Origin of the sequence: uncultured Dubosiella sp., from assembly GCF_964018005.1 — a bacterium.
Taxonomy (GTDB): domain Bacteria; phylum Bacillota_I; class Bacilli_A; order Erysipelotrichales; family Erysipelotrichaceae; genus Dubosiella; species Dubosiella muris.
In genome coordinates, this window is record NZ_CAXHOA010000014.1 from 1 (window position 1) to 25,566 (window position 25,566).

Here is a 25,566-nt window from a genome sequence, read left to right on the forward strand (position 1 = left end):
TATGCCCTCCTGATTCATTTGGTTTGGTCACCATTAGTGTATCATGGGTGCTTCTATGTTCCACTTTTTTAGTGTTGAACTTAAAGTGTAAATTCAAGACCTAAAAAGAAAAACAGCGATTGCTTTCTCGCTGTTTCCTTCTCTAAATCAACACGCCCCGGTCGTCCGAAAACTCCTCGCCGGACGCTTCCCGGAACTTTTGGTGCAAATCGTTGACAGTCAGTTTCTTCTTTTCCTCGCCTTTCACGTCGTAAATGATCCGGCCATCGTACATCATGATCAGCCGGTTTCCGATTTGAATGGCGTCGTTCATGTTGTGGGTGATCATCAACGTCGTCAGCTGCTGCTCCTCGACGATTTCCTTCGTCAAATCAAGCACTTTTTTCGCCGTCAAAGGATCGAGGGCCGCTGTATGCTCGTCAAGCAAAAGCAGTTTCGGCCTTTGCAGACTCGCCATCAAAAGCGTCAGCGCCTGTCTCTGCCCTCCCGAAAGCAGCCCCACCTTGCTGGACATCCGATCTTCCAGTCCAAGACCCAGACGTTTCAAATCGTTTCGATACGCGGCCTTTTCCTCTTTCGTGCAGCCCCAGCGCAGCGTCCGCGCCTTGCCGCGCCGTTTGGCCAGCGCCAGGTTTTCGGCAATCTCCATATCGGCCGCCGTCCCCATCAACGGATCCTGGAACACGCGCCCGATCCAGCGAGCCCGCTTGTATTCCGGATCCAAGGAAATGTCTTTTCCATCCAGAACAATGTGTCCGCAGTCGATTGGATACACCCCCGCGATCATATTGAGAAGCGTGGATTTACCCGCGCCGTTGCCGCCGATAACGGTGACGAAATCGCCATCGTCCAGCGTCAGCGAGAGCTGGTCCAGCGCCTTTTTTTCATTGACCGTTCCGGCATTGAACGTCTTGGATACTTTTTTAATGGTCAGCATGGAACGCCTCCTCGATCGCGTCGACTTCCGCGGTCAGTTTTTTGTATCGGGCCTTTTGTTTTGAATTTTCCATCATGATTGGAATCGACAGCGCGATGCCGACAAGAATCGCCGTGAACAGCTTCAAGTTGTCCGCGCTCAATCCAAGCTGGAGCACGATCGCCACGATGATCCGGTACGCGATCGAGCCAATCACAATAGAAGTCAGCCGTCTGGCAAAGCCGCCTTTGCGTCCAAACAGAACCTCGCCAAGCACGATGGACGCCAGCGCCATGACGATCGCACCAATTCCCATCTTGACGTCCGCGTAACCTTGCTGCTGGGCGACAAGCGCGCCGGAAAACGCGTTCAGCGCGTTGGAAAGCATCAAAGCGACCATGATCGTCTTCTTCGTGCTGATACCGTTGGCGCGCACCATATGCTCGTTGTTTCCCGTCGCCCGAATGGCCGAGCCGATTTCCGTCCCGAAAAACCAGTACAAAATTCCGATTACGACGACCGCCAAAACGATTCCAATCAGCAAAACCGTCAAATTGTTCGTCGAGATCCATTTCGATATCGAGCGCGGCAAATGGATGACATCGCTCACATTGGAGAAAATAGTCTTCGTGTTCAGCAGCGGCAAGTTGCTTTTGCCCATAATCATCAAATTAATCGAATACAACCCGATCTGGGTCAGGATTCCCGCCAAAATGGCCGGGATCTTGCAAATCGTGTTCAGAAAACCGGTAACGGCCCCGGAAGCCGCGCCAGCCAGCAGCGCGGCAAACAAGGAAAGGACGGGATCGACCCCGCTGACAATCAAAATCGCGCTAACCGCGCCACCCGTCGCGAAGCTTCCATCCACGGTCAAATCGGCAAAGTCGAGCAGGCGGAACGTGATGTACACGCCAAGGGCCATGATGCCCCATAAAATTCCCTGCCCGATCGCGCCTTCTACGGATAATAAAATCGACATACTACTCAATGATCACCGCGTCGCTTTCCAGCGTTTCCGGAATCTCGATTCCCAGCTTGCCGGCCGTCGTCTTGTTGATTGTCAGTTCGCATTTTTCACCTGGCAAATATTCGATGGCCATCTCCGCGGGATCCTTTTCCCCTTTCAAAATGTCGGCTGCCTGCTTGCCCGCCATTTTTCCTAATTCGAAATAGTCGATTCCATAGGTCGCCAAACCGCCGTTTTGAACCATGCCCTCTTCGCCGACGATCGTCGGGATGCCGTTTTCATTGGCGACTTGCGTCAGACTCGCCATGCCTTCCGCCAGCAAGTTGTCCGTCGGCACGTAAATCGCGTCCACTTTGCCGACAAGGCTTTCCGTCACCTGCTGGATCTGGTTCGAGTCCGTCACGGTCGCTTCCACGACGTCCAAACCAAGCTCTTTCGCTTTTTTCTTCGCCAGATCCGCCTGGAACGCCGAATTGTCTTCCGCGTTGCAGTACATGATCGCGATTGTCTTCGCGTCTGGCACCAGCTGTTTGAGCAAGTCCAGCTGAGCATCCACCGGCGTCAAATCCGACGTGCCCGTCACGTTCGTGTCCGGCTTGTCGTTGGATTTCACCAAACCGCTTGTCGCCGGATCGGTAACCGCGCTAATGACGATCGGAATGTCCTTCGTCTCGTTGGCCGATGCCTGGGCGGCCGGAGTCGCCACGGCGTAAATCAAATCCACATTGTTGTTGACGAACGTATTCGCGATCGTCTTGTTGTTGGACTGGTCGCCCTGGGCGTTTTTGTAGTCAATCGTTACCGTCCCGTCCTCCGCGTCGTATCCGTTTTCCTTCAATCCTTCCACAAATCCCTCGTGGGCGTTGTCAAGAGCCGGATGTTCCGCGTACTGAATAATTCCAACGCTGGCGCCTCCTCCCTTGTCCGAACAGCCTGCAAACGACAGCGCCATCGCCGCGCATGCCAATAGTTTCATTCCATTCTTCATATAGATCTTCCTCTCCTTTTATTTATAATGTTTAATTTTACACTATTTACATCCGAATGAAAAGAATGAAAAAAGGAATGAAAGATTTTTCATTCCCGAAATCAAATGTGTTCAATAATGACTTTCGCCACATACAGCACGGTGGACACGGTCAGGATCGCGACCGCCCGGTTGTACGACTTTTGCTTGCTTTCCAGCATCGCTTTAAGCGAGACGACAACTTGCTCCAGATCGAGGATCATCTTGCGCGCCAGAGCGTTGGCGTTCATGCCCATGACCGCCTCGGTCGTGAACTTAGAACTGTCGAGTTCCTTGTCGCGGTTGCTTGTCGACAGGCGCAGCGTGATAAACGTCGCGATCAGCATCCCGACCAGGGACGTGATCGAGCAGATTTGATACACGCACGTGTGCAGGATCGCCTGGCTCGAGGAAAAATCCCATACTTCCAGCATTTTCTTCCAGTGCATGTCGTTGACAACGACAATCAGCAGCGCCGACATGAACGCGATCAGGATCGACACCTTTTGGAAAATGTCGTCATGCATGCGCAGCAGCCGCTGGTATTGCGTATAGCACACGATGCCAATCACAAAGTACTGAGGATTGATTGGATCGTTTCGTTCCGCTTGCAAGTTTTGTTCGTTGTTTTGGGTTTCCATGCCTTCATTGTAAAAGGCGTGGCGACAAAAAGCATGTTCGATGCTTAAGGTTTCAATTCGATGCCGTTGATTTCAATCGAGTCGTCCATCTCGATCACGAGGCATTTTCGCCCGTTCAGCGTTTCCATTTTCACTTTCGTGTCGCCGCCATTTTTGACATTGATCGAAACATCCGGCACTTTGATCGCCATCCGGTTCAAATCGGTCATGTTGACCGCCTTAATGGGCTGGTCGTTGAGCACCTTGGCGTACACGTCGTCGAAATGGGACATCGACACCTCGTCCGCGCCGGAAACCTCCAGCAGGCGACGGACGTTTCCTTTCGAGTACGTCAGCTCGCTTTCGTCTTCCTCGCTTTCCTGGATCGCGTCGTAAATGTTCTCGTGAATAGCGGTCAACACGTCACAGCTGAGCCGATCCTCGAACATCCCGATCAGCATTTGCGAAAATCCGCTTTCCTCGTCGAGAGGCGAAAGCGGGAACGCGCAGTCAAGCACATCCTCGATAAAAAAGGGATTGAGCGACTTGACGTTTTTGGCGTGGTACAGCACGTGGTTGACATCGGCGGCCCGCTCCGAAAAACACGGGTATAAAATCGCGTCCTCGGGCGTCGGTTTGATTTCCATCTCCGAGTTCACCTTGCGCTCGACCTCGTTGGTGTCACGGTTGAAAAACAAACCAATGTTCGTCTGCTGGGCCGGCGTCACGGAAACGAGGATAAAATCGTATTTGTAGCCGTCCTCGTAGCTGGCTTCCAGATTTTTGGATTTAAGAGGAACCGAATATTCCCCGTACGCCACCGTGATGAACACATGGTTGGCATAATGTCCGTTTTCAAGGATGTCGTCGACGAATTCCCGGAACAGCGACTCGTCTTCCAGCTTGGAGCTGACAAGCGCGTACAGCTTTTCCTGCGCCGGATTTTTCTCGCCGTTCTCCCGCGGGAACCGAAACTGGAGCAAGTTTTTTCCCAGCTGTCCCGCCAGACTTTTTTTCATAATATTCAAATACAAGGTTCCCTCTTCTTCCGAAAGCAAGGTGAAATCCTTGATATCGTAGGAGAGCACCTTTTTCTCTTCCGAAGAAATGGAAGCATACGCGCTCGCGATGCGCGGAATGTACAACGCGTCGTTTTCCCATTTGATTTGCCGCTTGAGCTCGTTTAGTTCTTTTTTATTCATATTCCATCCTCCCTGAAAATCGCATGCCACACAGCACCCTGCATCTTACCATATTTCCACGGCAATTTCGACGACTCATTGTTTGGGGTCGTAGATCATGTCGTAGATCGCCACCCCTTCGCGCAACGTCCGGGTTCTTCGCAAGACGAACCCTAAATGCAAATATTTGTCCCGTTTGACACGCTCGTCCGTTTCCAAAATGCACACGCATCCCCGGCGCCGGGCTTCCGCTTTCGCGAATGCGATCATTTCGCTCATCAAATGCTCGCCCCAGTGCTCCGAGCGGACGGCCAGCAGTTCTATGTGGATGAACGGAATCTTTTTTTTGCGCAGCTCGACTTCCTGGCAGATGCCCGCTTCGGTACCGCGCTCGATTTGCCGGTATACGCGGGCGGGCCCGACGATCCACAGCATTCCCCACAACAAACGGAAATACTGCAAGATCGGGGTCATCGACGACTCATTGGAAATCATCATGTAGGCCCGCTCGTCCAATGAGTAAATTTCGCAATACGTTTTCATGACGGACGTCGTCAGCAGCAAATACCGCTCGATCATTTGCTCGTCTTGAAACCCGTCGAAAGAAGCCGACGGGTTGGGATACCATGCGAACGCGCGCGCGATGGCCAGCATTTCCTGCTCTGTCAAATTCGCTTTCCTTTTTATCATGCTTTTATCGTACACAATGGATGGACAATGCACAACAAAAGCTTTTTAGAAATACGCCCCGTATAATGAAATAGAAACCCAAAAACAAAGGAGGAACCATGAACAAATCCAAAAAATGGCTCGTTTCCTTGTGCGCCGCCGTCGCTTTGTCGTTTTCTCCAGTCACCTTGCGCGCGGCAGAAGAGACGAGTACCAACACCGAACCGACGCTGTATAAAACCGTCGACGAGCAAAAAAACGCCTTATCCGCCTATCCGTCCGTGATTCGCGCCGGATTTGACGCCAACCAGAGCCAGACCGATCAGGGCACGTATGTGATTCCCGGCTTGATCGAGACGCAAACGCTGGACAAAACCGGAAAAGTCGCCGAGTGCGACGAGATGACGCCCCAGGGTGTCACCATCGCGGACGACTATATTTTGATTAGCGCCTATTGCCACAAGCACGAGCACAACACCGTTTTATACGTCCTTTCCCGCGACGACCACAAGTATTTGAAAACGATTGTCCTCGAAAACCGGCCGCATGCCGGCAGTATCGCTTACGACACGCTCAACCGGAACGTGTGGATCGCCACCAAAGACGAAAAGACAAAAAAAGGCAGTGTTTCCTTCATTAAGCTGGCCAACATGGACAACTATGATTTCGAACACGACCATAAAGCGCTGAAATACGACTATTCCATCGAAACGCCGCAGTTGAAAGACGACTCGTTTTTAACGTATGCCGACTCGAAGCTGTACTGCGGCTACTTCACGAAAGACGAAGGCAGTGTAAAAGTGTACGATTTCGATATCGACCCGGCTTCCGGCAAGCTGGATACGACACGCCGCCACGTCGCCAAAGCGTATGGCTACGACAACATCGGCGACAACTGCCAGGGCATCGCGATGGACGACCACTTCATTTATCTGGCCGCCAGCGACGGTCCCAGCATGCAGTCGACCTTGAGCGTGTTCAAACGGGGCGAAACCTCGCTGTTAAACTCCAACGCGCAAAAAATCATCACCTTGCCGCCTCGGCTTGAGCAAATCTATCCGGATGGAAACGGCGGTCTGCTCACGTTGTACGAATCCGCGGCCAGCGCGTACCGGAACGAAGGCAGCGATCACATCGACCGCGTATTGACGATGAACATCCAGGATATGCTCGCCAGCAAATAGAAAACATCTAAAGCAAAAAAAGATCTCATCGAGATCTTTTTTATTTTGGCATTAACGTCACAAACAACAGCTCTTTCGGATTGTTGAACCGGGGCAGCTTGACCGTATTGGACAAACCAGCGCTAATCAGCCAGTGTCCCTTGTTGGTTTTTCGCATGCCGCGCGTGTAGGGGGGAAAAAGTCCCTGCCCGGGCGCGAACAAGCCCCAGTCAAACAGCCGACACTGCCCGCCGTGGGCGTGCCCGGACAAAATAAGATCCAGCGGACCAATTCCCGCATCCGACAGGATCCGGCCGGCGACATATTCCGGATGGTGAACCATGAGAATTTTTACGCCCGGCTTTCTGGAAAACGCGGCGCACCAGTTCCAGTCGGCTTTCGTGCTCAAACCGCCAATTCGAATCGGTCTTCCCTTCCAGTCCATTTCCAAATCGCTGTTGTCTACGATTCGCACACCCCACTGCCGCAGTCTGGCGCGGTCTTCCTCCTGGATGTACTTTTCATGGTTCCCAAGCGAATAAAAAGTCGGCGCGATGGCGACGCATCGCTGAAAGAACCGCATTCCGCCATCCGGCAACCCTTCTTTCGATATAAACCAGTATAAAATATGATGCGGTTTCTCGATTTTGCGACGCTTCAGCCGGCGCTGGCCGTTTCGGGTGTGCCGCTCCAGCATGTCGCCCGTGCATAAAATCACGTCCGGCTTTTCTTTTTCAAGCGCCGCGAGCACCTCCTCATACGCGTGCTCGTGCAAATCGGACACATGGGCAATCCGGATCGGCTGCGCAAGACCTTGGACGTCGACCGCGTACCTTCGTTGCTTCATGCCCATTTCCCGGCTTTGTATTCGGCGGCCAGCGCCACGTATTCGGCGGCGTTTTGGCGATTGGCCTCGATTTCCTCCTCGGTCAGCGGCCGCACCGCCCGGGCCGGACTGCCCATAATCAGCATTCCTTCCTCAAAGCGCTTTCCGCTGGTCACAAGCGAACCGGCGCCCACGATTGAGTTTTTGCCAATGTCCGCGCCGTTGAGCACGATCGCCCCCATGCCAATCAGCGTGTTTTTATGAACATGGCACCCATGCAAAATCGCCCCGTGCCCAATCGTGCACCCTTCCTCCACGATCGTGTCGTAATGCGCGTCGGTATGAAGGACGCAGCGGTCCTGAATGTTCGTGTTCTTTCCAATGCGGATGTTGGCGTGCTCGCTTCGAATGACCGTTTGAAACCACACGCTCGCGCCGCTTTCAATTTCGACGTGGCCTTTCACGCAGGCGTCGGGCGCGATCCACGCGTTCGTATTGATATGCATTTCGTTTCCTTCTTTCTAAAAGACGGGTGTTTCATACAAGGCGTCGGCTTGCGCCTCGCTCAAATAGCCGTTGTCGACCATCGTGTCCAGCACGACGCGCTGCCGGCGTTTGGCCGCGTCGTAATGGTCGCTTAGCTGAAAGTTGGCCGGCGACTGCGGAATGCCCGCCAGCAAAGTGCATTGCGCCTCGCTCAGCGCGGCCGGCTCTTTCCAGAAATAGCCGTTCGCCGCCTCTTTGATTCCCGTATATCCATCGCCATAATTAATAATATTGACGTACAAAGCCAAAATCTGCTCTTTTGTGCAGTCGCGTTCCAAATCTTTGGCTAAAAAGATTTCCGCCACTTTCCGCGTCACGCTGGACGTGAACATGCCGTACATGTTTTTGACGGTTTGCTGGGTGATGGTCGACCCGCCGCTTTGCACAAACACGTCTGGAAAAACCTGGGACAGCAGCGCGCGGACGATTCCGATGTAGTCAACGCCGCCATGTTCGAAAAACCGCCGGTCCTCGACGGATACAGTCGCGTTGATCAAGGTGGCGGGAAGCTGCTCGTACGGAACGAAATCCGGCGAGGCTTCGATTTGCGCCACCATCGCCTGTACCGGCGTTTGGGCGGTCAAATCTTTATAACGCCGATAGCCGGCGGTTCCCACGATCGCGACGATGGCGACTAGCGCGACCAAAAGAAAAACAAAAATCGAACGGAACAATTTTTTCATTGCGTCCAGGATCCCCGAAGATCCCGTTCCTCCTTTCTTGTCTGTTTCGGTAGTTTTACCTTATCACGTTCCCCGCGTTTCTATCGAACATTCTTGTAAGATTTTCCCCGGACGGAAAACGTGATCGCGCCCGTCTGGCACGTCACGCTCAACGCCAGCTTGTTCCGGCTGGCGATCTCCATTGCGATCGACAAGCCCAGTCCGTAGCTTCCGTCTTTTTTCCGCGATGGATCCGCTTTGTAGAAGCGGTCAAACACATGCGCCATTTGCTCCGGTGTCAGTGTGCCCGGGTTTTCCACATCCAGCTGGAAGCGGTGGTCCTTTCGCTTCAACCGAATGGACACGACGCCCTGGTCGGGCGCGTATTTCACGGCGTTGTCCACAAGCAGCGCCACAAGCCGATGGGCGTCTTCCGGTTCGCAAAACGCCAGGACATTCGATTCGATGTCTTCCTCGATCAAAACCCGATGGGCGTACGCGCGCTCGTACGCTTCCAGCGCGATGGTCTGACACAAATTCGAGAGATCGACTGGCTCCGGTTTGGCTTGCGGCAGCGCGTCGTAGCGGGCGAGCGCGAGCAAATCATAAATAAGGCGCTGCATCCGCAACGCTTCCTCGTGGAGCGAATGCAGCCACGCGTTTTCGGGATCGCCGGCTTGCAGCAGCTCGCAGTCCGCCAAAATAATCGTCAAAGGCGTTTTCAACTCATGGGAAGCGTCCGCGATAAACCGCTTATGGGCGTCCCACGCTTCTTGGACCGGCCGCACGATCCAGCGGCTCATGGCCCACACGGCCGCGAAAAGAACGGCCATCGTACCGAAAAATAAAACAACGCTGCGCGAAATCAGGTTTTGGTATTGGGCGTGCAAAACGGAAGCGTCCACCAGTCCGGCGATGTAGCCTTGCCGCGTTCTTTGTTTTTCCAAGTATACCCCATCTTTTCTTTCCACGCTATTGTAGGGCATGTCGTCGGTCATTTGACGCAGCGACTCGACGTCGTATAGCGTGTTGCGCCGATCCCCGAGCAGGACATACGAATCGCTTGGGGCGTCGTACAGCAGCGTATACGACGGAAGCGCGGGCACTTGTGCGGACGATCCTGTCGCTTCCAGACACCACGACAACGCGCGTCGGATTTCGTCTTCGTTGCGGACAGCGGTTTGCTCGCACAACAAAAAAAGAACGACAAACAAAAGAGCGCCTAAAAAAAACATCGTCATCCATATGAACTTTTTTTGCAGCTGCTTAATCATGGCTATCCTCCAGCCGATAGCCAAGCTTTCGAATCGTGCAAATTTTCACTGTGGTTCCCAGATAGGCGAGCTTCTTGCGCAAAAACGAAACAAACACTTCGACGTTGTTGTCCATCGCCTCGCTTTCGCTTCCCCACACCCAGGTAATCAAGTCCTCTTTGGAAAACGTTCGTCCCGCCTCCATCATGAGCCGCCGCATGATTTCAAATTCCTTATGACCCAGATGGACGCTTCGTCCGTCGCACGACAAGTTTTGCTGGCCCAGATCAAGCGCGAGATCGCCAAACCGTAAATGGTCGAGAACGACTTCCCCTTTGCGCCGGGTCAAGGCTTTCGCCCTCGCCAGCAGCTCCCGTGTGGAAAAAGGCTTGCTCATGTAATCGTCCGCGCCCGCATCGAGCCCGTCGACTTTGTCTTCGATTTCGCCTTTGGCCGACAACATGAGCACAGGCGTCTGCCGGCCCGAGGCACGCAGGCGGCGAAGTACGTCCAAACCGGAGCAGCCGGGCAGCATCCAGTCCAAAACAATCAAGTCGAACTCGTATGTTCGCAAATAGTCGAGTGCCTCTTTTCCATCCAGCGCGATCTCAACGCGGTCTTTTTGCTGGTGAAACATTTCCGCTATGGCTTGCGCCAGACGGGCTTCATCTTCGACAATCAATATGTACATCGTTGCACCTCCTTAAAAAAGAAAAGCGTTTGAGCACTCAAACGCCGGATTGGAAAAACCGCTGCGGATCCCAAATCACATTCATCAACACGCCAAGCATCGTCCCCGCCAGGCTCATCGCTAAAAACGCCAGCATGAGCGCGGCAAGCCAGGAGCCAAACAAGCCGAACGCCCAGACACCGACAGCGACGAACGCCTCCGCGGCAAACGCCGCCAAAAAAAGCCGGATATTCTTTTTCGCCAATAGAAACGCCCCGACGGCGGCGACGGCCAGCGACACCCCCGGATGGCCAAGCCCGATCATATACACGGAAACCGCGATTTGCACGCCCAGCCAAAGCTTCTGCTCGAAATCGACCGGTTTTTGGACACTCAACCCGTCAAACCATGAAAAGCGCCCGCCAAAAGGAACCCAGAGCAGCCGCGCAAGCGGAATAAGCGCCAACCCCCAGGAAAGCGAAAACAACGCGCCTTTCCATCCCGCCAAGCCAAGCAAGGCGGCCAAAATCGCGAAAAGAAACAAATCCGTCGTTTGCCTCAAGCGGCTGTCCAGCTGTTTCGCTCTGGACAAAGACGATTCGAAACCGTCCTGCGCCCGCCCTTTTCCAATCGTCCAGACACTGGAAAACACCAGTCCGATCGCGGCGGCCAGCGGTTCGATGACGATGCTTTGCACCGGCGAGCTGGAGAGCAGCAGCGCGACGCTGCCAACCCAAAGCGCGATGACGATAAAACGAAGTGCGAGTTGTAGTACGATTTCCCATTGATTCATGATTTGTATATCCCCTTTTTTTCTATTCTAGCACGAAGCGAAAAAAAACGCTTCAAAACTTACTTGTTTCGAAGCGCTTTTTGCCGTCGCGGCAAATACACGAGCAACGCCGCCGCCAGGGCGAACATAATCAAAGAAATGATTTGCGAAGTCGACAGTCCTTCCAAGCCGCCGCGAATGAGATCCCCGCGGTAAAACTCGATCACGAACCGGCCGATGCAGTACAGCATCAAATACCAAACCGCCACCTCGCCTTCGAACATGTCTTTCTTTTTCTTCACCAGAAAGAGCAGGAAGAAAAACAGCGCGAAATCAAAAAGCGAGCACAGCAGCTGGGTTGGAACGAGCGGGATGCCCGCCGGCGCCAGCGAACCTTCCGGAAACACGACGCCCCACCAGCCATGCGTTTCGACTCCGTAGCAGCATCCGGCAAAGAAGCATCCAAGCCGGCCAAACCCTTGCGCGAGGGCGACCGAAGGAATGATGAGGTCGACTTGCTGCCAGAAATCCATGTGGTGGATCCGGCAATACACATAGCCGCCAATCAATCCGCCAATGATGCCGCCCCAAACGACCCAGCCGTCCAAAAGATTCGATACGACGGATGGATCTTTCAAAATATCCTGGATCCTTGTTAGAAAATACAGGCATTTGGAGCCGACGAAGCCTGAAATCACAAAGCAGAAAGCGAGCGAATCCAGATGCGACACGTCGACACCTAGTTTTTTTCCCCGCCTTTCCGTGACGATGTACGCGGCGATGATGCCAATCGCGACAAACAGACCATACGTGTGGATCGTCACCGGACCAATGGAAAATAAATCGTTGTACATGTTCCCTCCTTTAAAAAGAAAAAGTGCTCACGCACTTTTGATTATGAATAGACGTTTATCGGTTGGAATTGACCGATTTCATGATCTGACGAATTTGTGCCTCGCTTGGCTTGCGCCCCATCTGCAAAAACATCGCACGAATCATCTTCTCGTTGATCGGTGGGTTTTCCTTGAGTTCCTTTTCGAACTTTTTACGCGTGAAATAGAACGTCAGGATACCGCCAATCAGTGCTCCAACTAAAGTAAACCCTACGGAAGCCCAGAAATTCATTTTGTTACCCCATTTCTCTAATAGGGATTTTACTCTATTTAATACAGTTTTACAAGCTTTAAGATCGAAATCACAAACTATCACAAAGACGCTCTTCCTTTGCTTCCGCTTCAGGATCGGATGCACTTTTGCGATGGAACACGCCTTCGACAAGAAGAACGGATAAAAAGATCAGAATTCCGCCCAGCACCATGACCGGCGTCTTCGTTTCACCCAAAAGCAGCCAGCCAAACACGTTCGCAAACAGCGACTCCGTGCACAGCAGCACGCTCGCGCTCGCCGCGTCTGTGTACTTTTGCGCCCATGTCTGCAGCATGTACGCCAACGTGGTGGCAATAAAAATGCTGTAGGCGATACTGCCCCACGCCATCGCCGGCACCGACGCCGGCCACGTTTCCATACCCAGGGCGTACGGAAACGACAACAGCGCCGCCACGCTCATCTGGATGGCGTTGACCGCCATGGGATTTCCGGTTTTTGCCGCCCGTTCCGTGGCGATGATCTGCGCCGCGAACAACACGGCGCAGCCCAAAGACAACCCGTCGCCCACGTTGAAGGAAAACGAGCCGGAGGAAAGCGAAAGACAGCCAATGCCGCCAAGGCAAAGCAAACTGGCCGCGAACTGCCTTCTTTGCGGTCGCTTTCGAAAAACGAGCCAAACCAAATAAGGCACCAGCACGACATTGACCGCCGTCAAAAACGCGTTCATTCCCGTACTCGTATACCGCAGGCCAATCGTCTGAAGCAAAAACGCGCTATACAAAAACACGCCGCTCCAGACGCTCGCCTTCACACACGCCCGGTTAAACCGGATTTTTGCCACAAGGCAAATGAGCCAGAACACGATCGCCGCCCCGCTGAAACGAAGCATCAACGTCGTTCCCGGGTCGAATGTCCTGAGGGCGGCCGCCGTCGCGATAAACCCGCCACCCCACACCATGGCGGTGAGCAGGCACGCCAGATTCGCCTGATTTTTCTTACGCATCCTCAAACAACCCCACCTGCTTGTACTCGTCTTTTTTTGGTTCCCACGATCCGTCTGGAACCATCGGCAGCGACGGAAGCCACTCCATCGTTTCCAGTTTGCCAAACGGCGTCGAGTACGTGGCGGCTGGCGCCATCAACGCGATATCAGACGGCTTGAACTCGATTTTCTCATCCGCCACAAAGGCGTAGTTCCGATCGGCGGTAAGCAGCCGCTCCAAACGGCCCGGACGCGACTTGACGAGCTTGAACATCCGGTTTCCCTTGGCTGGACGGGACACGTTCGCGAAGTCGCTGGCGTGCATCCGCTTCATTTGTCCCTCCTGCAAAACGAGAATGAACTGCTGGGCGCCATCGGAAACGACAAGATCGGCCACCTGGTCCTCGGCGCTTAAATTCATGCCTTTCACGCCTTTCGTTTTCAGCCCGTTTTCCGGAATTTGCTCCACGTTGTATTGAAGCCCCAAGCCATCACGGCTAGCGAGCACGACTTGATCCGCACTCGAGGTGGACATTTCGACTTTGATCAGCGCGTCCAGATCGCCCACCTTCATGCACACCATCGTCTTGTTGGGCCTGGCGACTTCAAATGCGGACAACGGCGTGCGCTTGATGCTCCCCGCTTTTGTAACCATCACGACGTGGTTTTTTGGCGTAAACGCGTCCACCCCGAACGCGGCGATGATTTTTTCGTTGTCGTCCAGACGCAAATAGCCGGAAAGGTGCGTGCCAAGATCCTTCCATTTCGCCTCTTCGATTTGATGCACCGGAATGTAGCCGTATTTGCCGCGGTCGGTAAAAAACAAAAGCTTGTGCCGGGTGTTGATCTCCCCGCTGGCGACCATCACGTCGTTGTCCTTTTTTCCGGCGAACAACTCGGAGCTGGCGTTGTACGAACGCAGCGAGACCCGCTTGACGTAGCCGTCCTGGGTCAGGCAAACCATGACCTGCTCGCTTGGAATCATCGCCATCTCGTCGATGACGATTTCGTCGATTTCGCTTTGAATGCTCGAACGTCTTGGCACGACAAACTCGTCGTTGACTTCCTGCAGCTCTTCGATGAGCTTGCGGATGCGCACAGCCGGCTTTTGAATGATTTCCTGCAAAGCCTTGATTTCCTTTTTCAGGCGCTTGTCCTCCTGCCGCAGTTCCAGGATGTCGGTATTCGACAACCGGTACAGCCGCATCGTGACAATGGCTTCGGCTTGCAGCTCGCTAAACTCGAACCGCTTCATTAAATTGCGTTTCGAGTCTTTCTTGTCCTTGCTTTGGCGGATGATCGCGATGATTTCGTCCATCACGGAAACAGCCTTCATCAACCCGTCCAAAATATGGGCGCGTTCCTGCTTGAGCTGCAAATCGAAGGCGCTCCGTCGCAGCACGACGTCCTCGCGATGTGCTAAAAACGCGTCGATGGCTTGCAGCAGTCCGAGCTGGACCGGCGCCTTGTTGACAATCGCGATCACATTGTAGTTGAACGAAATCTGCAACTCCGTATTCTTATATAAATAGTTTAAAATCGTATCCGAAGGCGCCCCTTTTTTCAAATCAATGACGATTTTGAGTCCGTTCCGGTCGCTTTCGTCCCGCACGTCGAGCATACCTTCGACTTTTTTATTGAGCCGGATGTCGTCGATTTTTTTCACCAGATTCGATTTGACGACTTCGTATGGAATTTCCGTCACGACGATTTGATCGACGGTCCGCGTGGATTCGATGGCCGCTTTCGAGCGGACGATAACCTTTCCGCGCCCCGTTTCAAACGCCTGGCGGATGCCTTCTTTCCCCATGACGATTCCGCCGGTTGGAAAATCCGGCCCTTTGACAAGCGTCATCAGCTCGTCCAAAGTGCAATTTGGATGCTCGAGCCGGTACATGCAGGCGGATACGATTTCGTTGAGATTGTGCGGAGGAATATTGGTCGCGTACCCGGCGGCGATGCCCGAAATGCCGTTGATGAGCAAATTGGGAAACCGGGCCGGCAGCACGGTTGGCTCCAGCTTCTCGTCCGAGAAATTTGGCGTCCACTCCACGGTTTTCCGGTCGATGTCCATGAGCAGGTAGTTCGCGATTCTGGCCAGCCGCGACTCGGTATACCGCATCGCGGCCGCCGGGTCGTCGTCGATCGACCCGTTGTTTCCTTGCATGTCGACAAGCGGTGTCGTGATCTTCCAGTCCTGGGACATTCGAACCATCGCGTCGTACACCGAGGAGTCGCCATGCGGGTGGTAGTTGCCGATGACGTTGCCGACGGTTTTCGCCGATTTGTGGTACGGACGGTCGTACGTGTTTTTCGCCTCGTACATCGCGTACAAAATCCGCCGCTGCACCGGCTTGAGTCCGTCACGGGCGTCCGGAAGCGCCCGCTCCTGAATGATGTATTTCGAATAGCGGGCGAACCGGTCCGCCATGATATCTTCCAGCGTCAGCTTGCGTACCGACTCCTCGACGGTTTCCTGCGTTTCCTTTTTCTTTTTCGCCATTATGCTTCCACTTCCTTCCCGTATTCATCTTCCAGCGTGAAGACGACATTTTCCTCGATCCAGTTTCTTCGCAAATCCGCCCGGTCCCCCATCAGCTCGCTGACGCGTTTTTCCGCCATGCGGGCGTTGTCGATCGTCACGCACACCAGCGTGCGCGTTTTCGGATCCATGGTCGTTTCCCAAAGCTGGGTGGCGTTCATCTCACCCAATCCTTTGTAGCGGGTGATCGTGTAGCCGGCTTTGAATTTCTTTTTGCTTTCCTCCAGCTCCTCGTCCGTATACACGTATTCCTCCTGGGCGCCTTTGGAAATCCGGTAGAGCGGCGGCAAGGCGATATACAGCATTTCGTGCTCGATGAGCGGACGCATGAACCGGTAGAAAAACGTCAGCAGCAGATTTTGGATATGCGCTCCGTCGTCGTCGGCATCGGTCATGATAATAACTTTGTAGTAGCTCGAGTCCTCGGCGACGAATCCCGCGCCCACGCCGGCGCCCAGCGCGTGAATGATCGTGTTGAGCTCCTCGTTTTTTTCAATCGCGTCCAGTTTCGCCTTTTCCGTGTTGAGCACTTTTCCCCGCAGCGGCAAAATCGCCTGGTATTTGGAATCGCGGCCTTGTTTCGCGGAGCCACCCGCCGAATCGCCCTCCACCAAATACAGCTCCTTGCGGCGGGCGTCCTTGGATTGGGCGCTGGCCAGCTTGCCGGACAACACGCGCTCGCTGCGGTTTTTCCCTTTTCCCTTCCGGGCATCCTCCCGCGCTTTGCGAGCGGCCTTGCGGGCGCTGGACGCGCGGGCGATTTTGCGGACAAGCGTGTTGGCCAGCTCGCGGTTTTCCTCCAGAAAATAGCGCAAATGTTCCGATACGATCGCCTCGGTGGCCGGTTTGGCTTCAGGCGTGCCTAGTTTTTCCTTCGTCTGCCCTTCAAACTGAAGCAGCTCTTCGGGTACGGACAAATTGAGCACAAGCGTCAATCCCTCCCGGACATCGCTTCCCTCGTACCCCTTTTCTTTTTCCTTTAAAAACCCGTTTTTCCGGGCGTACTCGTTGAACACCTTCGTAAAGCCGAGCTTGGCTCCCGTTTCATGGCTGCCGCCATCGCGCGTGCGCACCATGTTCGTAAACGAGAAAATGTTTTCCTGGTAGTCGTCGGTGTACTGAAACGCGCCTTCGACGCGGATCCCGTTGACCTCGCCGGCAAACGAAACCGGCTCGTGCATCGGTGTATGGTCTTTGTTCACTTCGTCGATAAACGCCTTCAAGCCATCCTCGTAGGCGTATACATGCTCCCGTCCTTCCTTGGAGCGCTGATCCCGGACGATCATCGTCAGCCCTTTTAATAAAAACGCGTCCTCCTGGGCCCGTTCGCAAATTTTGGAAAAGGAAAATTTCGTTTGCTTAAAAATGGCGGGATCCGGCAAAAACGTGACTTTGCTGCCGGTTTTTCTCGTCTTCCCTTCGTGAACGAGCTCGCCAACCACGCGGCCGCCTTGCTCGAACCGCATCGACCACATGTCCTTGCCGTCGCAAACCTCTACCTGACACCAGGCGGAAAGCGCGTTGACGACGCTGGCGCCAACACCATGCAAGCCGCCGGCGTTGCGGTAGCCGCCCGAGCTTGTGAACTTGCCGCCCGCGTGCAGCACGGTGAAAATCACGGCGAGTGTCGAAATACCCGACTTGTGCGTTCCCACCGGCATCCCGCGTCCTTCATCCTCGACGCTGACGCTGCCATCTTTGTTGAGCGTGATCGTGATTTGGCTGCCAAACCCGTTGAGCGCCTCGTCGATGGCGTTGTCCACGATTTCCCAGACGAGATGGTGCAGCCCTTTCAAATCGGTTGAGCCAATATACATACCCGGTCTTTTTCGAACCGCATCCAGCCCCTCCAAAATGACGATGCTTTCTTCATTGTATTGTTTTTGTGTCATAGATCCTCCTTCCGCGTGAAGCCTTTTCGACCGATTGGACTCAGCCGGTCCCCAGGACGGACAGCTTCGGATCCGGTTGGGGTGTCTTCGTCTATAATACCACTTTTTATGATTTTACACGATAAAAACACAGAATATTTTATTCTTTTCTATAAAATTCGCAGAAAAGTGGACGCTCTCTTCCCGAGCGCAGACAGTCTGCCTTCTATTATAGGAGTTTTTTTTGATTTGGCAAAACAAACATTGCCGAATCTGCGAATTCGATTCCGGCAGTTTTTAAAAAATGTGTTAAAATGAACTACGAGGTGAATGAAATGAATATATTGTACTCGCTCTTGTGTTTGGTCCTGGGCTACCTGCTTGGCTCCATCCCGTTTGCGCTCATTATTGGTAAACTCTTTTACCATACCGATATTCGAAAACACGGTTCCGGAAACTTAGGCGGAACCAACGCCGGGCGGGTGCTCGGCAAAAAAGCCGGCATCGCGGTCATCGTGTGCGATGTGCTCAAAGTCGTCGCGGCGCTTGGCGTAGCCAGCCTGATTTCGCCTGTCGTCGCCACGTGGACCGGACTGGCGTGCTGCATCGGCCACTGCTATCCGGTTTTCGCCCACTTTCATGGCGGGAAGGCGGTCAGCACCGTATTTGGTTTTTTATTGGGAATGAGCCTTTTCGTTTTCAAAGACGCGTCGTTCTTTCTTGTGCCGTTTGCGATGTTTTTTATCACTTTGTATTTGTTCAAGTTCGTATCGCTGGCCAGCATTTGCGGAATCCTTTGCGGTACGCTATACATTACAGCGGTTTTATGGTATTTTAATGCGGACAACATCCTGATCATTCTCGCCTGCTGGCTCATGTCGGCGCTTGTTGTTTACCGGCACACGAAAAATATTGTCGCGATTCGCAACGGCGAAGAACGAAAAATTTCATGGATGTAGCTTTTGGCACGTTTTGGACACCTTACTTTTGTAAGGTGTTTTTTATGATAAATTATATGATGTACAATTTCGCTCAATCCGTCGTGAACGTGCTCCACGTCCACGGGCCGATGAGCTTTTCTTTCCCGACCATTTCCTCTTTTCTTAACGAGATGTGCCTTTCTTTCGGTTCTTCCCTAGCCGGACGGATCGAAGCGTTCAAATACCATGTGGATATCCGCAAGCACGTTCCGGTGTATGTCAACGACGAGCATATTTTTTTCGAAGCAGAGGACAATTTATGGATCAACGCGCAAGCGATCGCCCGCATCGACCACACCAACAAAAAAAGATGCGAGGTCGTTTTCCACGATCACACATCCATTGTTTGTATTCATCCGCGGCGAATCGAGCGTCTAATCGGTTTGATTTTCTGCTTCCGCCACAAACTGGCGAACGAGATCCTTCCTAATGCGTCGTCTCCTCATCGCAATCTGAGCAGTTCGAGGACTGCATTGTCTTTTCATGCCGAAGCGTGTTGACTCCCGTTCCTTCGATCGCGACCATCGCGTTGTTTTCCAACCCACTCACCTCTACGATCGTCATCGCCGGATACGGCGCTTCCACAAAGTTTTTAAATACGGATAAAAATTCCTCTCTTAACGTAATGTCTGTTAAGTAAACAGTGTATTTGACGAGATGATCCATCCTCAAATCAAGATCTTTCAATACGTCAATGACTCGATAGCAAGCGGTCACGCATTGCTCCTGAAAGGTCTGTCCCCGGCCCGTTTGCGCCGACATGTACACAAAATCGCCCAGCTGCACGATTTCGGAAATGCATTCATCCCGCGGAACGGAGTCACCAATCTTTAAAAAAATATTCATCTTCGTTTACGGCCTTCCTTTCATAGTTGTATTATATGGAATCTTCCAAAGGTTCCATAGCGTTTTGCACAAGCACCTCCCGCGGCTTACTTCCATTCGCCGGACCGATAATGGAGTTTTCCTCCAAAACGTCGATCAGACGAGCCGCCCGGGAATACCCGATGGAGAACTTTCGCTGGATCAAGGACGTCGACGCCTTCCGCGTCGTAATCACGAAATGCTTCACCTCGTTATACAGCGGATCCGCGCTTTCGCTGGCGACCTCCTGCCCCTGGCTTTGCAAGTCTTTCAGCGTGATGAACGCGTCGTCGTACTTTGGCTTCGCCTGCGCCTTCACATGGGCGGCGATGCGGTTGACTTCGTCGTCTTTAATAAAGACGCCCTGCACCCGCCGCGGCGAGTTTTCGCCGTTTGGCAAATACAGCATGTCCCCGTATCCAAGCAGCCGCTCGGCGCCCGCCTGGTCGAGAATCGTCCGCGAGTCCACCAGCGAGGCGACCGCAAACGCGATCCGGCTTGGAATATTCGACTTGATGACGCCTGTAATGACATCCACGCTTGGCCGCTGCGTAGCGACAATAAGCACGATGCCGGCCGCCCGGGCCAGCTGCGTGATGCGCTGGATGGATTGCTCGACTTCCTTAGCGGCTACGAGCATCAAGTCTGCCAGCTCGTCGATAATGACGACGATTTTCGGAAGTTCCTTCAGGTTTTCTTCCGGATGGGAGCGCACATACTCGTTGTAAGCCGTGATGTTGCGCACCCCGGTCGTGCCAAACAAGTCGTAACGCGAATCCATCATTTGCACGACGACTTTTAGCGCCTTGTTCGCCAAATCGCCGTCCGTGATGACGGGCGCGAGCAAATGCGGAATGTCGTTGTACGGCGTGAATTCGACTTTTTTCGGATCGATCAAAATGAGTTTCACCTCATCCGGACGGGTACGCATGAGCAACGAGCAAATGATCGTGTTGACGCACACCGATTTTCCCGAACCGGTCGCGCCCGCGATCAGCAAGTGCGGCATCCGGTCCAGCACGCCAAAGACGTTGTCGCCCATCAAATCCTTTCCGAGCACGAACAACAGCTTCTGCCCGGCTTTGGAAGCGGGAACGCTGCGCATCAAATCCTTCATTTGCACCGGAGTCTTGTCGATATTCGGAATCTCGATGCCGACCGCGCTTTTGCCCGGAATCGGCGCCTCGATGCGGATGTCCGTCGCCGCCAGCGCCATTTTGATGTCGTCCTGAAGTCCCGAGATCCGCGACACCCGCACGCCAAGCTCCGGCTTGATTTCAAACTTTGTGACCGAAGGACCGATATGGATCTCCTTGAGCTCCGCCTTGACATTGAATTCCTCTAAAATTTCAATAAGCTTTTGTCCTTGCGTTTTGGCGGCCTGCATATTGGACGAGCCGCGTGCCGGCGACTGGATGTCGTCGAGCAAGTCAAGCGGTGGCAGCGCGTATTCGGCATCGGTCGCGTCGTACGATGCCAGCGGTTCCACAATGTCCGGCGCCGGACCGGATTCTTTTTTCGAAGCCCGGGCCGGCTTTCGAGTCCGCTCCTCTTTAAAAGGATTGGCCGCGCTGTCGTGAATGACGACATCCTCGTTTTTTTGCGTCGAATGCGACGTGGAAGCAGCGGGTTCCGGCGGCGTTTTCACCGGTTTGGCGGCCTTCGTTTTTTTCTCGGCCACGATATCCGGCGTCATGCCAAGCATCGTCGCCTTTCTCGCTTTTTTTGTTTTCTTCTTCGCTGGCTTTTCCTCGTCGTACATGGAAGCGGCGTCGATGATCCGAAACGGGCTTTGTTTTGGGGCCGGCTCGAATTCCTCGTACACTTCATCGAAGAGCTCGTCGTATGGATCGGGTTCTGTTCGCTCCTTGCGCTTGGGCAGCGTGATGGATTGCGGATGATCCAAAAACCACGTGTAGCTGAGCATGATGACACCGATCAAAGCGAAGATGCCCGCAATCAAATACGTTCCGGTTTTGTCGAACATGCTGCGCGTGACGCCACTGAGCAGCGCCCCGACCAGTCCCGAGGAAAAGCGAATCTGGCTGCTAAGAACAGGCCACAAATTCACAAAGATCTTCTGGGCCCCGTACCACGCCTCATGCGCCTCGAATTCGCGGCATCCTTGAAAAAGCAGGATCGCGATCCCGATGAACGCCGTCCCGGCATAGTAGCGCTTGGGAATCTTTTTTTTGTCGTTGTTGTAGATGATCCAGACCGAATAGGCCACGCCGCCAATCAGGACCGGATACGTCAGCACTCCGAAAAAGTACGCCACCAAGTTAAAGAAAAACGAGCCCACGATCCCCAGCTTGAAGCTGGCGAGCAAAAAGGCGCAGATGACGCAAAGCAGAAAGCACAAACGGAACAACCGGGACTTTTGCCAGTACGTTTGTGCTTTTTTAGAGGCTGATTTTGAGGCAGTTGTTTTCTTTCGTGTTTGTTTTCGTTTTTTGGCAGCTGCCATATTACCCTCTCTTTCTACGTGTTATTGGTTGATCTCCAGGATCACCGGCAGAACCATCGGCCGTTTGGCGGTTTGTTTGAACAAGTATTTCGCCACCTTGTCGCGGATGTCCTGTCTTGTTTCGAGGTTGTCGTACGTCTTGTTTTTGACGTTTTCCTCGATCGTTTCCTCCATGATTTTCGCCACATCGCTCGTGATGTATTCCGAATCCTTGAGGTAGATCAGCCCCCGCGACTGGATATCCGGTCCGTTGACGATCTTTTTCGTTTTCGCGTCGACGCCGATGGCCAGGATCATGACCCCATCCGTCGACAGGATCTCGCGGTCCTTGAGAACGACGCCGGCCATATCCCAGTTTTCCTTACCGTCGATCATCGTGTCGTGAAGCTGGAGCTCCATTTTGGTGGAAACAAGCTCGCCGTCTTCAAACTGCGCCACTTGTCCGTTGTCCAGCAATAAGATGTGTTCCGGCGGAATGCCCATCTCCTCGGCGATCATCGCGTTGGCGCACAGCATGCGGTACTCCCCTTTGACTGGAATGTAGTATTTTGGCCGCGTCAGGAAGATCATCATCTTCAAGTCCTCCTTGGACGGATGCATGCTCAGCACGTTTTTATCGAGAATCTGCAACCGGCCGCCCCGTTTGTAAATATCGTTTTCCATGTTTTTGAACACTTTCTCAACACCTGGAACGATTGGCGAGGCGATGACGATCAAGTCCTCCGGACGAATGTCGATGTTTTCCACCTCGTCGTTGGCGATATTCGACATCAAGGTAAACAGAGGCCGTCCTTGTCCGCTAATGAGAACCACGACGTCCTTGATCTTGCCGATTTGCGACGTGTCGACAAGCAAATGATCCGGAATTTGGAATCCGATTTGCTGGAGGCCCTTGATGCGCTCCTGAAGCTCCCGCGTGTAAAGGACGAACTTTCGATTGTGCTTGATACAGCACTCGATGATTTCCTGGATCCGGTAAACGGATTGCGTATACACGCTGACAAAGATCCGGGTATCGTGGTTCAAGTCGAGAATCTGGTCGAAGTTTTTCGTCACCTGATGACTTGGCGACGTGTGCCCGGCCCGCTCGGCGCCTTTGCTTTCCTGCAAAAGAACGAGCACGCCCTCTTTGCCGAGTTTGGCTCCAATCGTGATATTGCCCCGGTAGTTGTCGTCCAAGTCATTATAGTCTTCGATGAACTCGCCCGAATAGACGACGTATCCTTGCGTGGTCGCGATCGCCACCCCGAACGTGCCCGGGTAGGCGTGCGTGATCGGGAAGAACAGCACCTTGCGGCGCGCGATTCGTTTTTGATCGTGGCGCTTGACCGTGTGGACGCGAACGCCCGTGATCTTCTCTTTTTTCAGCATCTTCATGATTTCTTTGGCGGCCAGAGGCGACGTGTAAATATCCGCCTTGACCTGCTTGAGCAGATGCGGCAGCGCGCCCATGACATCGTCGTGTCCATGCGTAATGATAATTCCCGCAATATTATCTTTGTGTTCAATCAAATAGGAAAAATCCTGAATAATGTATTCGATTCCCAGCGATTCTTTCGCGTCCGGGAATTTCAAACCTGCTTCGATAATGTAGATTTTTCGCTCGACTTCGACGCAGATCATGTTTTTTCCATCTTCGTCCAGTCCGCCAAGCATAAAGATCCGGATTTTTTCTTTTTTTAGTTCCGGTTTATTTTCGCTCATAATACCTCCTGTTGTTTCGTTGACATTTTATACATTATATCACAATTCAACAGCTTTCCCGTCGAGAGAGAATGTTTTTGCGTCGGTAATCAAAACCTCGACGAAATCGCCGGCGCGCACATTCGTCCCTGTAAAGTTGACAAGCTTGTTCGTATCGGTGTGGCCGGCAAAGACATTTTGGTTGTTTTTGCTCGCGCCATCGACTAAAACCGTCACTGTTTTTCCGACATACGCCTTGTTTTTCTTTAAAGCGTGCCGGTTCCACTCCTCGTTGAGCCGATACAGGCGCTCCCGCTTCGTATCCATGTCGATATCGTCTTCCATCCGGGCCGCCGGCGTACCCAGACGCGGAGAGTAAATGAACGTGAACGCGTTGTCAAACTGGCACTGGCGCACCAGCTCAAGCGTGTGCTCGAACGCCTCGTCGCTTTCGTTTGGAAAACCGACGATGATGTCCGTCGACACGGCGGCGTTCGGAATCGTGTCCATGATTTTTTTGTACAGCTTCAAATACGATTCGGCGCTGTAGCGACGTCCCATCCGGCGCAGGATCTCATCGTCACCGGATTGAACAGGTAAATGGATAAACGGCATGATGTTGTCGTATTGGGCAATGACGTCAACCATCTCGTTTGTGAAATCCCAAGGATGGCTCGTCATAAACCGGATCCGCGGAATGCCAATCTTGGCGGTTTCTTCCAGCAAAGTCGCGAAGTCGATGCCTTCGTCCAGATCCTTGCCGTACGCGTTGACGTTTTGTCCAAGCAGCGTCACTTCCTTGTAGCCGGCATCTTTGAGTTCCTGCACTTCTTTTAAGATCTCGTCCATCGTCCGCGAACGCTGCTTGCCACGGGTGTACGGAACGATGCAGTACGTGCAAAACTTGTCGCAGCCGTACATGATATTGACCCAGGCTTTGTGCTGTCCAAAGCGTTTCACAGGCAGATTTTCATACACTTCCCCTTCTTTGGAATACACTTGCACGACTTTTTCGTGATTCACCATCACGTCATACAGCATCACGGGAAGATCTTGAATGTTGTGCGTGCCAAACAGCAGACGCACTTGCGGATATTTCTCAAGCACGAGATGGACGAACGCGTCTTCCTGGGCCATGCAGCCGCAAACGCCGATCACGAGGTTTTTATTGTTGCGGTACAGGCGTTTGAAGTTGCCGATTTCGCCAAGCACCTTTTCCTCCGCGTTTTGGCGAATCGCGCACGTGTTGATGATAATGAGGTCGACGTGTTCAAGATCGTCGGCCGGCCGGAAACCGATCGTTTCCAAAATACCGGCAATCGTTTCCGAGTCCCTTTCGTTGGCCTGACAGCCATACGTGGAAATCGCGTATGTTTTGCCCTCTCCCAAATCAAGGGCGTTGGCTGGAATATAAAACTGGTCCACCCGTTCCACAGCGGAGCGGGTCCGCCGCGCTGCTTCCTTCAAATTCGGGAGCGACCATTTCTCTTTGATTTTCATAGAAAACTCCTCCAAAAAAAAACCAAGCGTTTTCGCTTGGTTTCATTATAGCATGATTAATGCCAATTATTCTAATGTGATTGCGCCAACTGGGCAAACGCCTACGCAAGCACCACAGTCGATGCACATATCAGCGTCTACATGCGCTTTTCCTTCGTCGTTCAACGTGATTGCGCCAACTGGGCAAACGCCTACGCAAGCACCACATCCGATGCAAATTTCCTGATCTACTTTTGCTGCCATTTCCTGGTTCCTCCTGTTTTCATTTTTATTTCACTTATAAATTTATTATACTCATAGAAATCGTTGAATCAAGGCG

At 53.1% G+C, this 25,566-nt stretch carries 25 protein-coding genes; 3 read left to right on the forward strand and 22 right to left on the reverse strand.

All coding sequences use genetic code 11. The features are described 5' to 3' along the window. Positions 1-142 precede the first annotated feature (142 nt). The 6 genes from ABNS49_RS10035 to ABNS49_RS10060 form a co-directional block, all read right to left on the reverse strand. Entirely contained in the window at positions 143-937 is a 795-nt protein-coding gene (locus ABNS49_RS10035; protein WP_135980381.1) for an ATP-binding cassette domain-containing protein, read from the reverse strand. Next, entirely contained in the window at positions 924-1,895 is a 972-nt protein-coding gene (locus ABNS49_RS10040) for an ABC transporter permease (RefSeq protein WP_135980380.1), read from the reverse strand. The genes ABNS49_RS10035 and ABNS49_RS10040 overlap by 14 nt, the downstream gene beginning before the upstream one ends. A gap of 1 nt (position 1,896) precedes the next feature. After that, entirely contained in the window at positions 1,897-2,871 is a 975-nt protein-coding gene (locus ABNS49_RS10045; RefSeq protein ID WP_277820816.1) for an ABC transporter substrate-binding protein, read from the reverse strand. 101 nt (positions 2,872-2,972) lie between these two features. Continuing rightward, entirely contained in the window at positions 2,973-3,530 is a 558-nt protein-coding gene (locus ABNS49_RS10050) for a hypothetical protein (protein WP_135980379.1), read from the reverse strand. A gap of 44 nt (positions 3,531-3,574) precedes the next feature. Continuing rightward, positions 3,575-4,711, reverse strand: a complete 1,137-nt coding sequence (locus tag ABNS49_RS10055) for a DUF4317 family protein (RefSeq protein ID WP_135980378.1) — start codon at positions 4,709-4,711, stop codon at positions 3,575-3,577. A 75-nt stretch (positions 4,712-4,786) separates the two neighbouring features. Continuing rightward, entirely contained in the window at positions 4,787-5,380 is a 594-nt protein-coding gene (locus ABNS49_RS10060; RefSeq protein ID WP_135980377.1) for a GNAT family N-acetyltransferase, read from the reverse strand. A 98-nt stretch (positions 5,381-5,478) separates the two neighbouring features. Between ABNS49_RS10060 and ABNS49_RS10065 the strand changes: the two genes are divergently transcribed. Then, positions 5,479-6,543 carry a hypothetical protein gene (locus ABNS49_RS10065; RefSeq protein ID WP_135980376.1) on the forward strand — a complete coding sequence of 355 codons (1,065 nt, stop codon included), beginning with the start codon at positions 5,479-5,481 and terminating at the stop codon, positions 6,541-6,543. A gap of 40 nt (positions 6,544-6,583) precedes the next feature. On the opposite strand, the gene ABNS49_RS10070 is transcribed toward ABNS49_RS10065, so the two are convergent. The 11 genes from ABNS49_RS10070 to parE all read right to left on the reverse strand — a co-directional run bounded on the left by ABNS49_RS10070 (position 6,584) and on the right by parE (position 17,774). Beyond that, complete coding sequence (locus tag ABNS49_RS10070; RefSeq protein WP_168353584.1) at positions 6,584-7,369, reverse strand: metallophosphoesterase; 786 nt, start codon at positions 7,367-7,369, stop codon at positions 6,584-6,586. Continuing rightward, entirely contained in the window at positions 7,366-7,854 is a 489-nt protein-coding gene (locus ABNS49_RS10075; protein WP_135980374.1) for a gamma carbonic anhydrase family protein, read from the reverse strand. The genes ABNS49_RS10070 and ABNS49_RS10075 overlap by 4 nt, the downstream gene beginning before the upstream one ends. 15 nt (positions 7,855-7,869) lie before the next feature. Continuing rightward, entirely contained in the window at positions 7,870-8,577 is a 708-nt protein-coding gene (locus tag ABNS49_RS10080; RefSeq protein WP_135980373.1) for a biosynthetic peptidoglycan transglycosylase, read from the reverse strand. 80 nt (positions 8,578-8,657) lie between these two features. Further along, the gene (locus ABNS49_RS10085) at positions 8,658-9,830 is read right to left on the reverse strand and encodes a HAMP domain-containing sensor histidine kinase (protein WP_135980372.1); all 1,173 of its coding nucleotides are present in this window, start codon (positions 9,828-9,830) and stop codon (positions 8,658-8,660) included. Continuing rightward, positions 9,823-10,500, reverse strand: coding sequence for a response regulator transcription factor (locus ABNS49_RS10090; protein WP_135980371.1), 678 nt, complete (start codon positions 10,498-10,500; stop codon positions 9,823-9,825). Before ABNS49_RS10090 ends, ABNS49_RS10085 begins: the two co-directional genes overlap by 8 nt. A 37-nt stretch (positions 10,501-10,537) precedes the next feature. After that, positions 10,538-11,272 carry a hypothetical protein gene (locus tag ABNS49_RS10095; RefSeq protein WP_135980370.1) on the reverse strand — a complete coding sequence of 245 codons (735 nt, stop codon included), beginning with the start codon at positions 11,270-11,272 and terminating at the stop codon, positions 10,538-10,540. A 59-nt stretch (positions 11,273-11,331) separates the two neighbouring features. Continuing rightward, positions 11,332-12,105 carry a prolipoprotein diacylglyceryl transferase gene (gene lgt / locus ABNS49_RS10100; protein ID WP_288342902.1) on the reverse strand — a complete coding sequence of 258 codons (774 nt, stop codon included), beginning with the start codon at positions 12,103-12,105 and terminating at the stop codon, positions 11,332-11,334. Between the two features lie 55 nt (positions 12,106-12,160). Beyond that, complete coding sequence (locus ABNS49_RS10105; RefSeq protein ID WP_135980368.1) at positions 12,161-12,376, reverse strand: YneF family protein; 216 nt, start codon at positions 12,374-12,376, stop codon at positions 12,161-12,163. Positions 12,377-12,446: 70 nt separating this feature from the next. Beyond that, positions 12,447-13,361 (reverse strand): DMT family transporter, encoded by a 915-nt coding sequence (locus ABNS49_RS10110; RefSeq protein WP_135980367.1) that lies wholly within the window; start codon positions 13,359-13,361, stop codon positions 12,447-12,449. Continuing rightward, positions 13,354-15,843, reverse strand: coding sequence for a DNA topoisomerase IV subunit A (gene parC, locus ABNS49_RS10115; RefSeq protein ID WP_135980366.1), 2,490 nt, complete (start codon positions 15,841-15,843; stop codon positions 13,354-13,356). The genes ABNS49_RS10110 and parC overlap by 8 nt, the downstream gene beginning before the upstream one ends. Continuing rightward, entirely contained in the window at positions 15,843-17,774 is a 1,932-nt protein-coding gene (parE, locus tag ABNS49_RS10120; protein WP_135980365.1) for a DNA topoisomerase IV subunit B, read from the reverse strand. The genes parC and parE overlap by 1 nt, the downstream gene beginning before the upstream one ends. A 314-nt stretch (positions 17,775-18,088) precedes the next feature. On the opposite strand from parE, the gene plsY reads away from it, so the two are divergent. Continuing rightward, positions 18,089-18,712, forward strand: a complete 624-nt coding sequence (gene plsY / locus ABNS49_RS10125) for a glycerol-3-phosphate 1-O-acyltransferase PlsY (RefSeq protein ID WP_135980364.1) — start codon at positions 18,089-18,091, stop codon at positions 18,710-18,712. Positions 18,713-18,756: 44 nt separating this feature from the next. After that, the gene (locus ABNS49_RS10130) at positions 18,757-19,233 is read left to right on the forward strand and encodes a competence protein ComK (RefSeq protein ID WP_277820815.1); all 477 of its coding nucleotides are present in this window, start codon (positions 18,757-18,759) and stop codon (positions 19,231-19,233) included. On the opposite strand, the gene ABNS49_RS10135 is transcribed toward ABNS49_RS10130, so the two are convergent. The 5 genes from ABNS49_RS10135 to ABNS49_RS10155 all read right to left on the reverse strand — a co-directional run bounded on the left by ABNS49_RS10135 (position 19,160) and on the right by ABNS49_RS10155 (position 25,490). Next, entirely contained in the window at positions 19,160-19,579 is a 420-nt protein-coding gene (locus ABNS49_RS10135; RefSeq protein ID WP_135980362.1) for a RidA family protein, read from the reverse strand. The two genes, ABNS49_RS10130 and ABNS49_RS10135, sit on opposite strands and share 74 nt — an antisense overlap. Before the next feature lie 31 nt (positions 19,580-19,610). Continuing rightward, entirely contained in the window at positions 19,611-22,064 is a 2,454-nt protein-coding gene (locus tag ABNS49_RS10140; RefSeq protein WP_135980361.1) for a DNA translocase FtsK, read from the reverse strand. 21 nt (positions 22,065-22,085) lie between these two features. Next, the gene (locus ABNS49_RS10145) at positions 22,086-23,768 is read right to left on the reverse strand and encodes a ribonuclease J (RefSeq protein ID WP_135980360.1); all 1,683 of its coding nucleotides are present in this window, start codon (positions 23,766-23,768) and stop codon (positions 22,086-22,088) included. A gap of 39 nt (positions 23,769-23,807) precedes the next feature. Beyond that, a complete protein-coding gene (gene miaB / locus ABNS49_RS10150; protein ID WP_135980359.1) occupies positions 23,808-25,247 on the reverse strand; it encodes a tRNA (N6-isopentenyl adenosine(37)-C2)-methylthiotransferase MiaB in 1,440 nt (479 codons plus the stop codon). Between the two features lie 66 nt (positions 25,248-25,313). Continuing rightward, a complete protein-coding gene (locus ABNS49_RS10155) occupies positions 25,314-25,490 on the reverse strand; it encodes a 4Fe-4S binding protein (protein WP_135980358.1) in 177 nt (58 codons plus the stop codon). Positions 25,491-25,566: the final 76 nt, after the last annotated feature.

Coding starts and splice junctions, on each gene's coding strand:
- ABNS49_RS10075 (WP_135980374.1), bottom strand. CDS start 7,854: ATGCATATCAATACGAACGCGTGGATCGCGCCCGACGCCTGCGTGAAA.
- ABNS49_RS10110 (WP_135980367.1), bottom strand. CDS start 13,361: ATGCGTAAGAAAAATCAGGCGAATCTGGCGTGCCTGCTCACCGCCATG.
- plsY (WP_135980364.1), top strand. CDS start 18,089: ATGAATATATTGTACTCGCTCTTGTGTTTGGTCCTGGGCTACCTGCTT.
- ABNS49_RS10050 (WP_135980379.1), bottom strand. CDS start 3,530: ATGGAAACCCAAAACAACGAACAAAACTTGCAAGCGGAACGAAACGAT.
- ABNS49_RS10085 (WP_135980372.1), bottom strand. CDS start 9,830: ATGATTAAGCAGCTGCAAAAAAAGTTCATATGGATGACGATGTTTTTT.
- ABNS49_RS10130 (WP_277820815.1), top strand. CDS start 18,757: ATGATAAATTATATGATGTACAATTTCGCTCAATCCGTCGTGAACGTG.
- ABNS49_RS10140 (WP_135980361.1), bottom strand. CDS start 22,064: ATGGCAGCTGCCAAAAAACGAAAACAAACACGAAAGAAAACAACTGCC.
- ABNS49_RS10135 (WP_135980362.1), bottom strand. CDS start 19,579: ATGAATATTTTTTTAAAGATTGGTGACTCCGTTCCGCGGGATGAATGC.
- ABNS49_RS10055 (WP_135980378.1), bottom strand. CDS start 4,711: ATGAATAAAAAAGAACTAAACGAGCTCAAGCGGCAAATCAAATGGGAA.
- miaB (WP_135980359.1), bottom strand. CDS start 25,247: ATGAAAATCAAAGAGAAATGGTCGCTCCCGAATTTGAAGGAAGCAGCG.
- ABNS49_RS10060 (WP_135980377.1), bottom strand. CDS start 5,380: ATGATAAAAAGGAAAGCGAATTTGACAGAGCAGGAAATGCTGGCCATC.
- ABNS49_RS10045 (WP_277820816.1), bottom strand. CDS start 2,871: ATGAAGAATGGAATGAAACTATTGGCATGCGCGGCGATGGCGCTGTCG.
- ABNS49_RS10040 (WP_135980380.1), bottom strand. CDS start 1,895: ATGTCGATTTTATTATCCGTAGAAGGCGCGATCGGGCAGGGAATTTTA.
- ABNS49_RS10090 (WP_135980371.1), bottom strand. CDS start 10,500: ATGTACATATTGATTGTCGAAGATGAAGCCCGTCTGGCGCAAGCCATA.
- parC (WP_135980366.1), bottom strand. CDS start 15,843: ATGGCGAAAAAGAAAAAGGAAACGCAGGAAACCGTCGAGGAGTCGGTA.
- ABNS49_RS10155 (WP_135980358.1), bottom strand. CDS start 25,490: ATGGCAGCAAAAGTAGATCAGGAAATTTGCATCGGATGTGGTGCTTGC.
- ABNS49_RS10145 (WP_135980360.1), bottom strand. CDS start 23,768: ATGAGCGAAAATAAACCGGAACTAAAAAAAGAAAAAATCCGGATCTTT.
- ABNS49_RS10105 (WP_135980368.1), bottom strand. CDS start 12,376: ATGAATTTCTGGGCTTCCGTAGGGTTTACTTTAGTTGGAGCACTGATT.
- parE (WP_135980365.1), bottom strand. CDS start 17,774: ATGACACAAAAACAATACAATGAAGAAAGCATCGTCATTTTGGAGGGG.
- ABNS49_RS10095 (WP_135980370.1), bottom strand. CDS start 11,272: ATGAATCAATGGGAAATCGTACTACAACTCGCACTTCGTTTTATCGTC.
- ABNS49_RS10035 (WP_135980381.1), bottom strand. CDS start 937: ATGCTGACCATTAAAAAAGTATCCAAGACGTTCAATGCCGGAACGGTC.
- ABNS49_RS10065 (WP_135980376.1), top strand. CDS start 5,479: ATGAACAAATCCAAAAAATGGCTCGTTTCCTTGTGCGCCGCCGTCGCT.
- lgt (WP_288342902.1), bottom strand. CDS start 12,105: ATGTACAACGATTTATTTTCCATTGGTCCGGTGACGATCCACACGTAT.
- ABNS49_RS10070 (WP_168353584.1), bottom strand. CDS start 7,369: ATGAAGCAACGAAGGTACGCGGTCGACGTCCAAGGTCTTGCGCAGCCG.
- ABNS49_RS10080 (WP_135980373.1), bottom strand. CDS start 8,577: ATGAAAAAATTGTTCCGTTCGATTTTTGTTTTTCTTTTGGTCGCGCTA.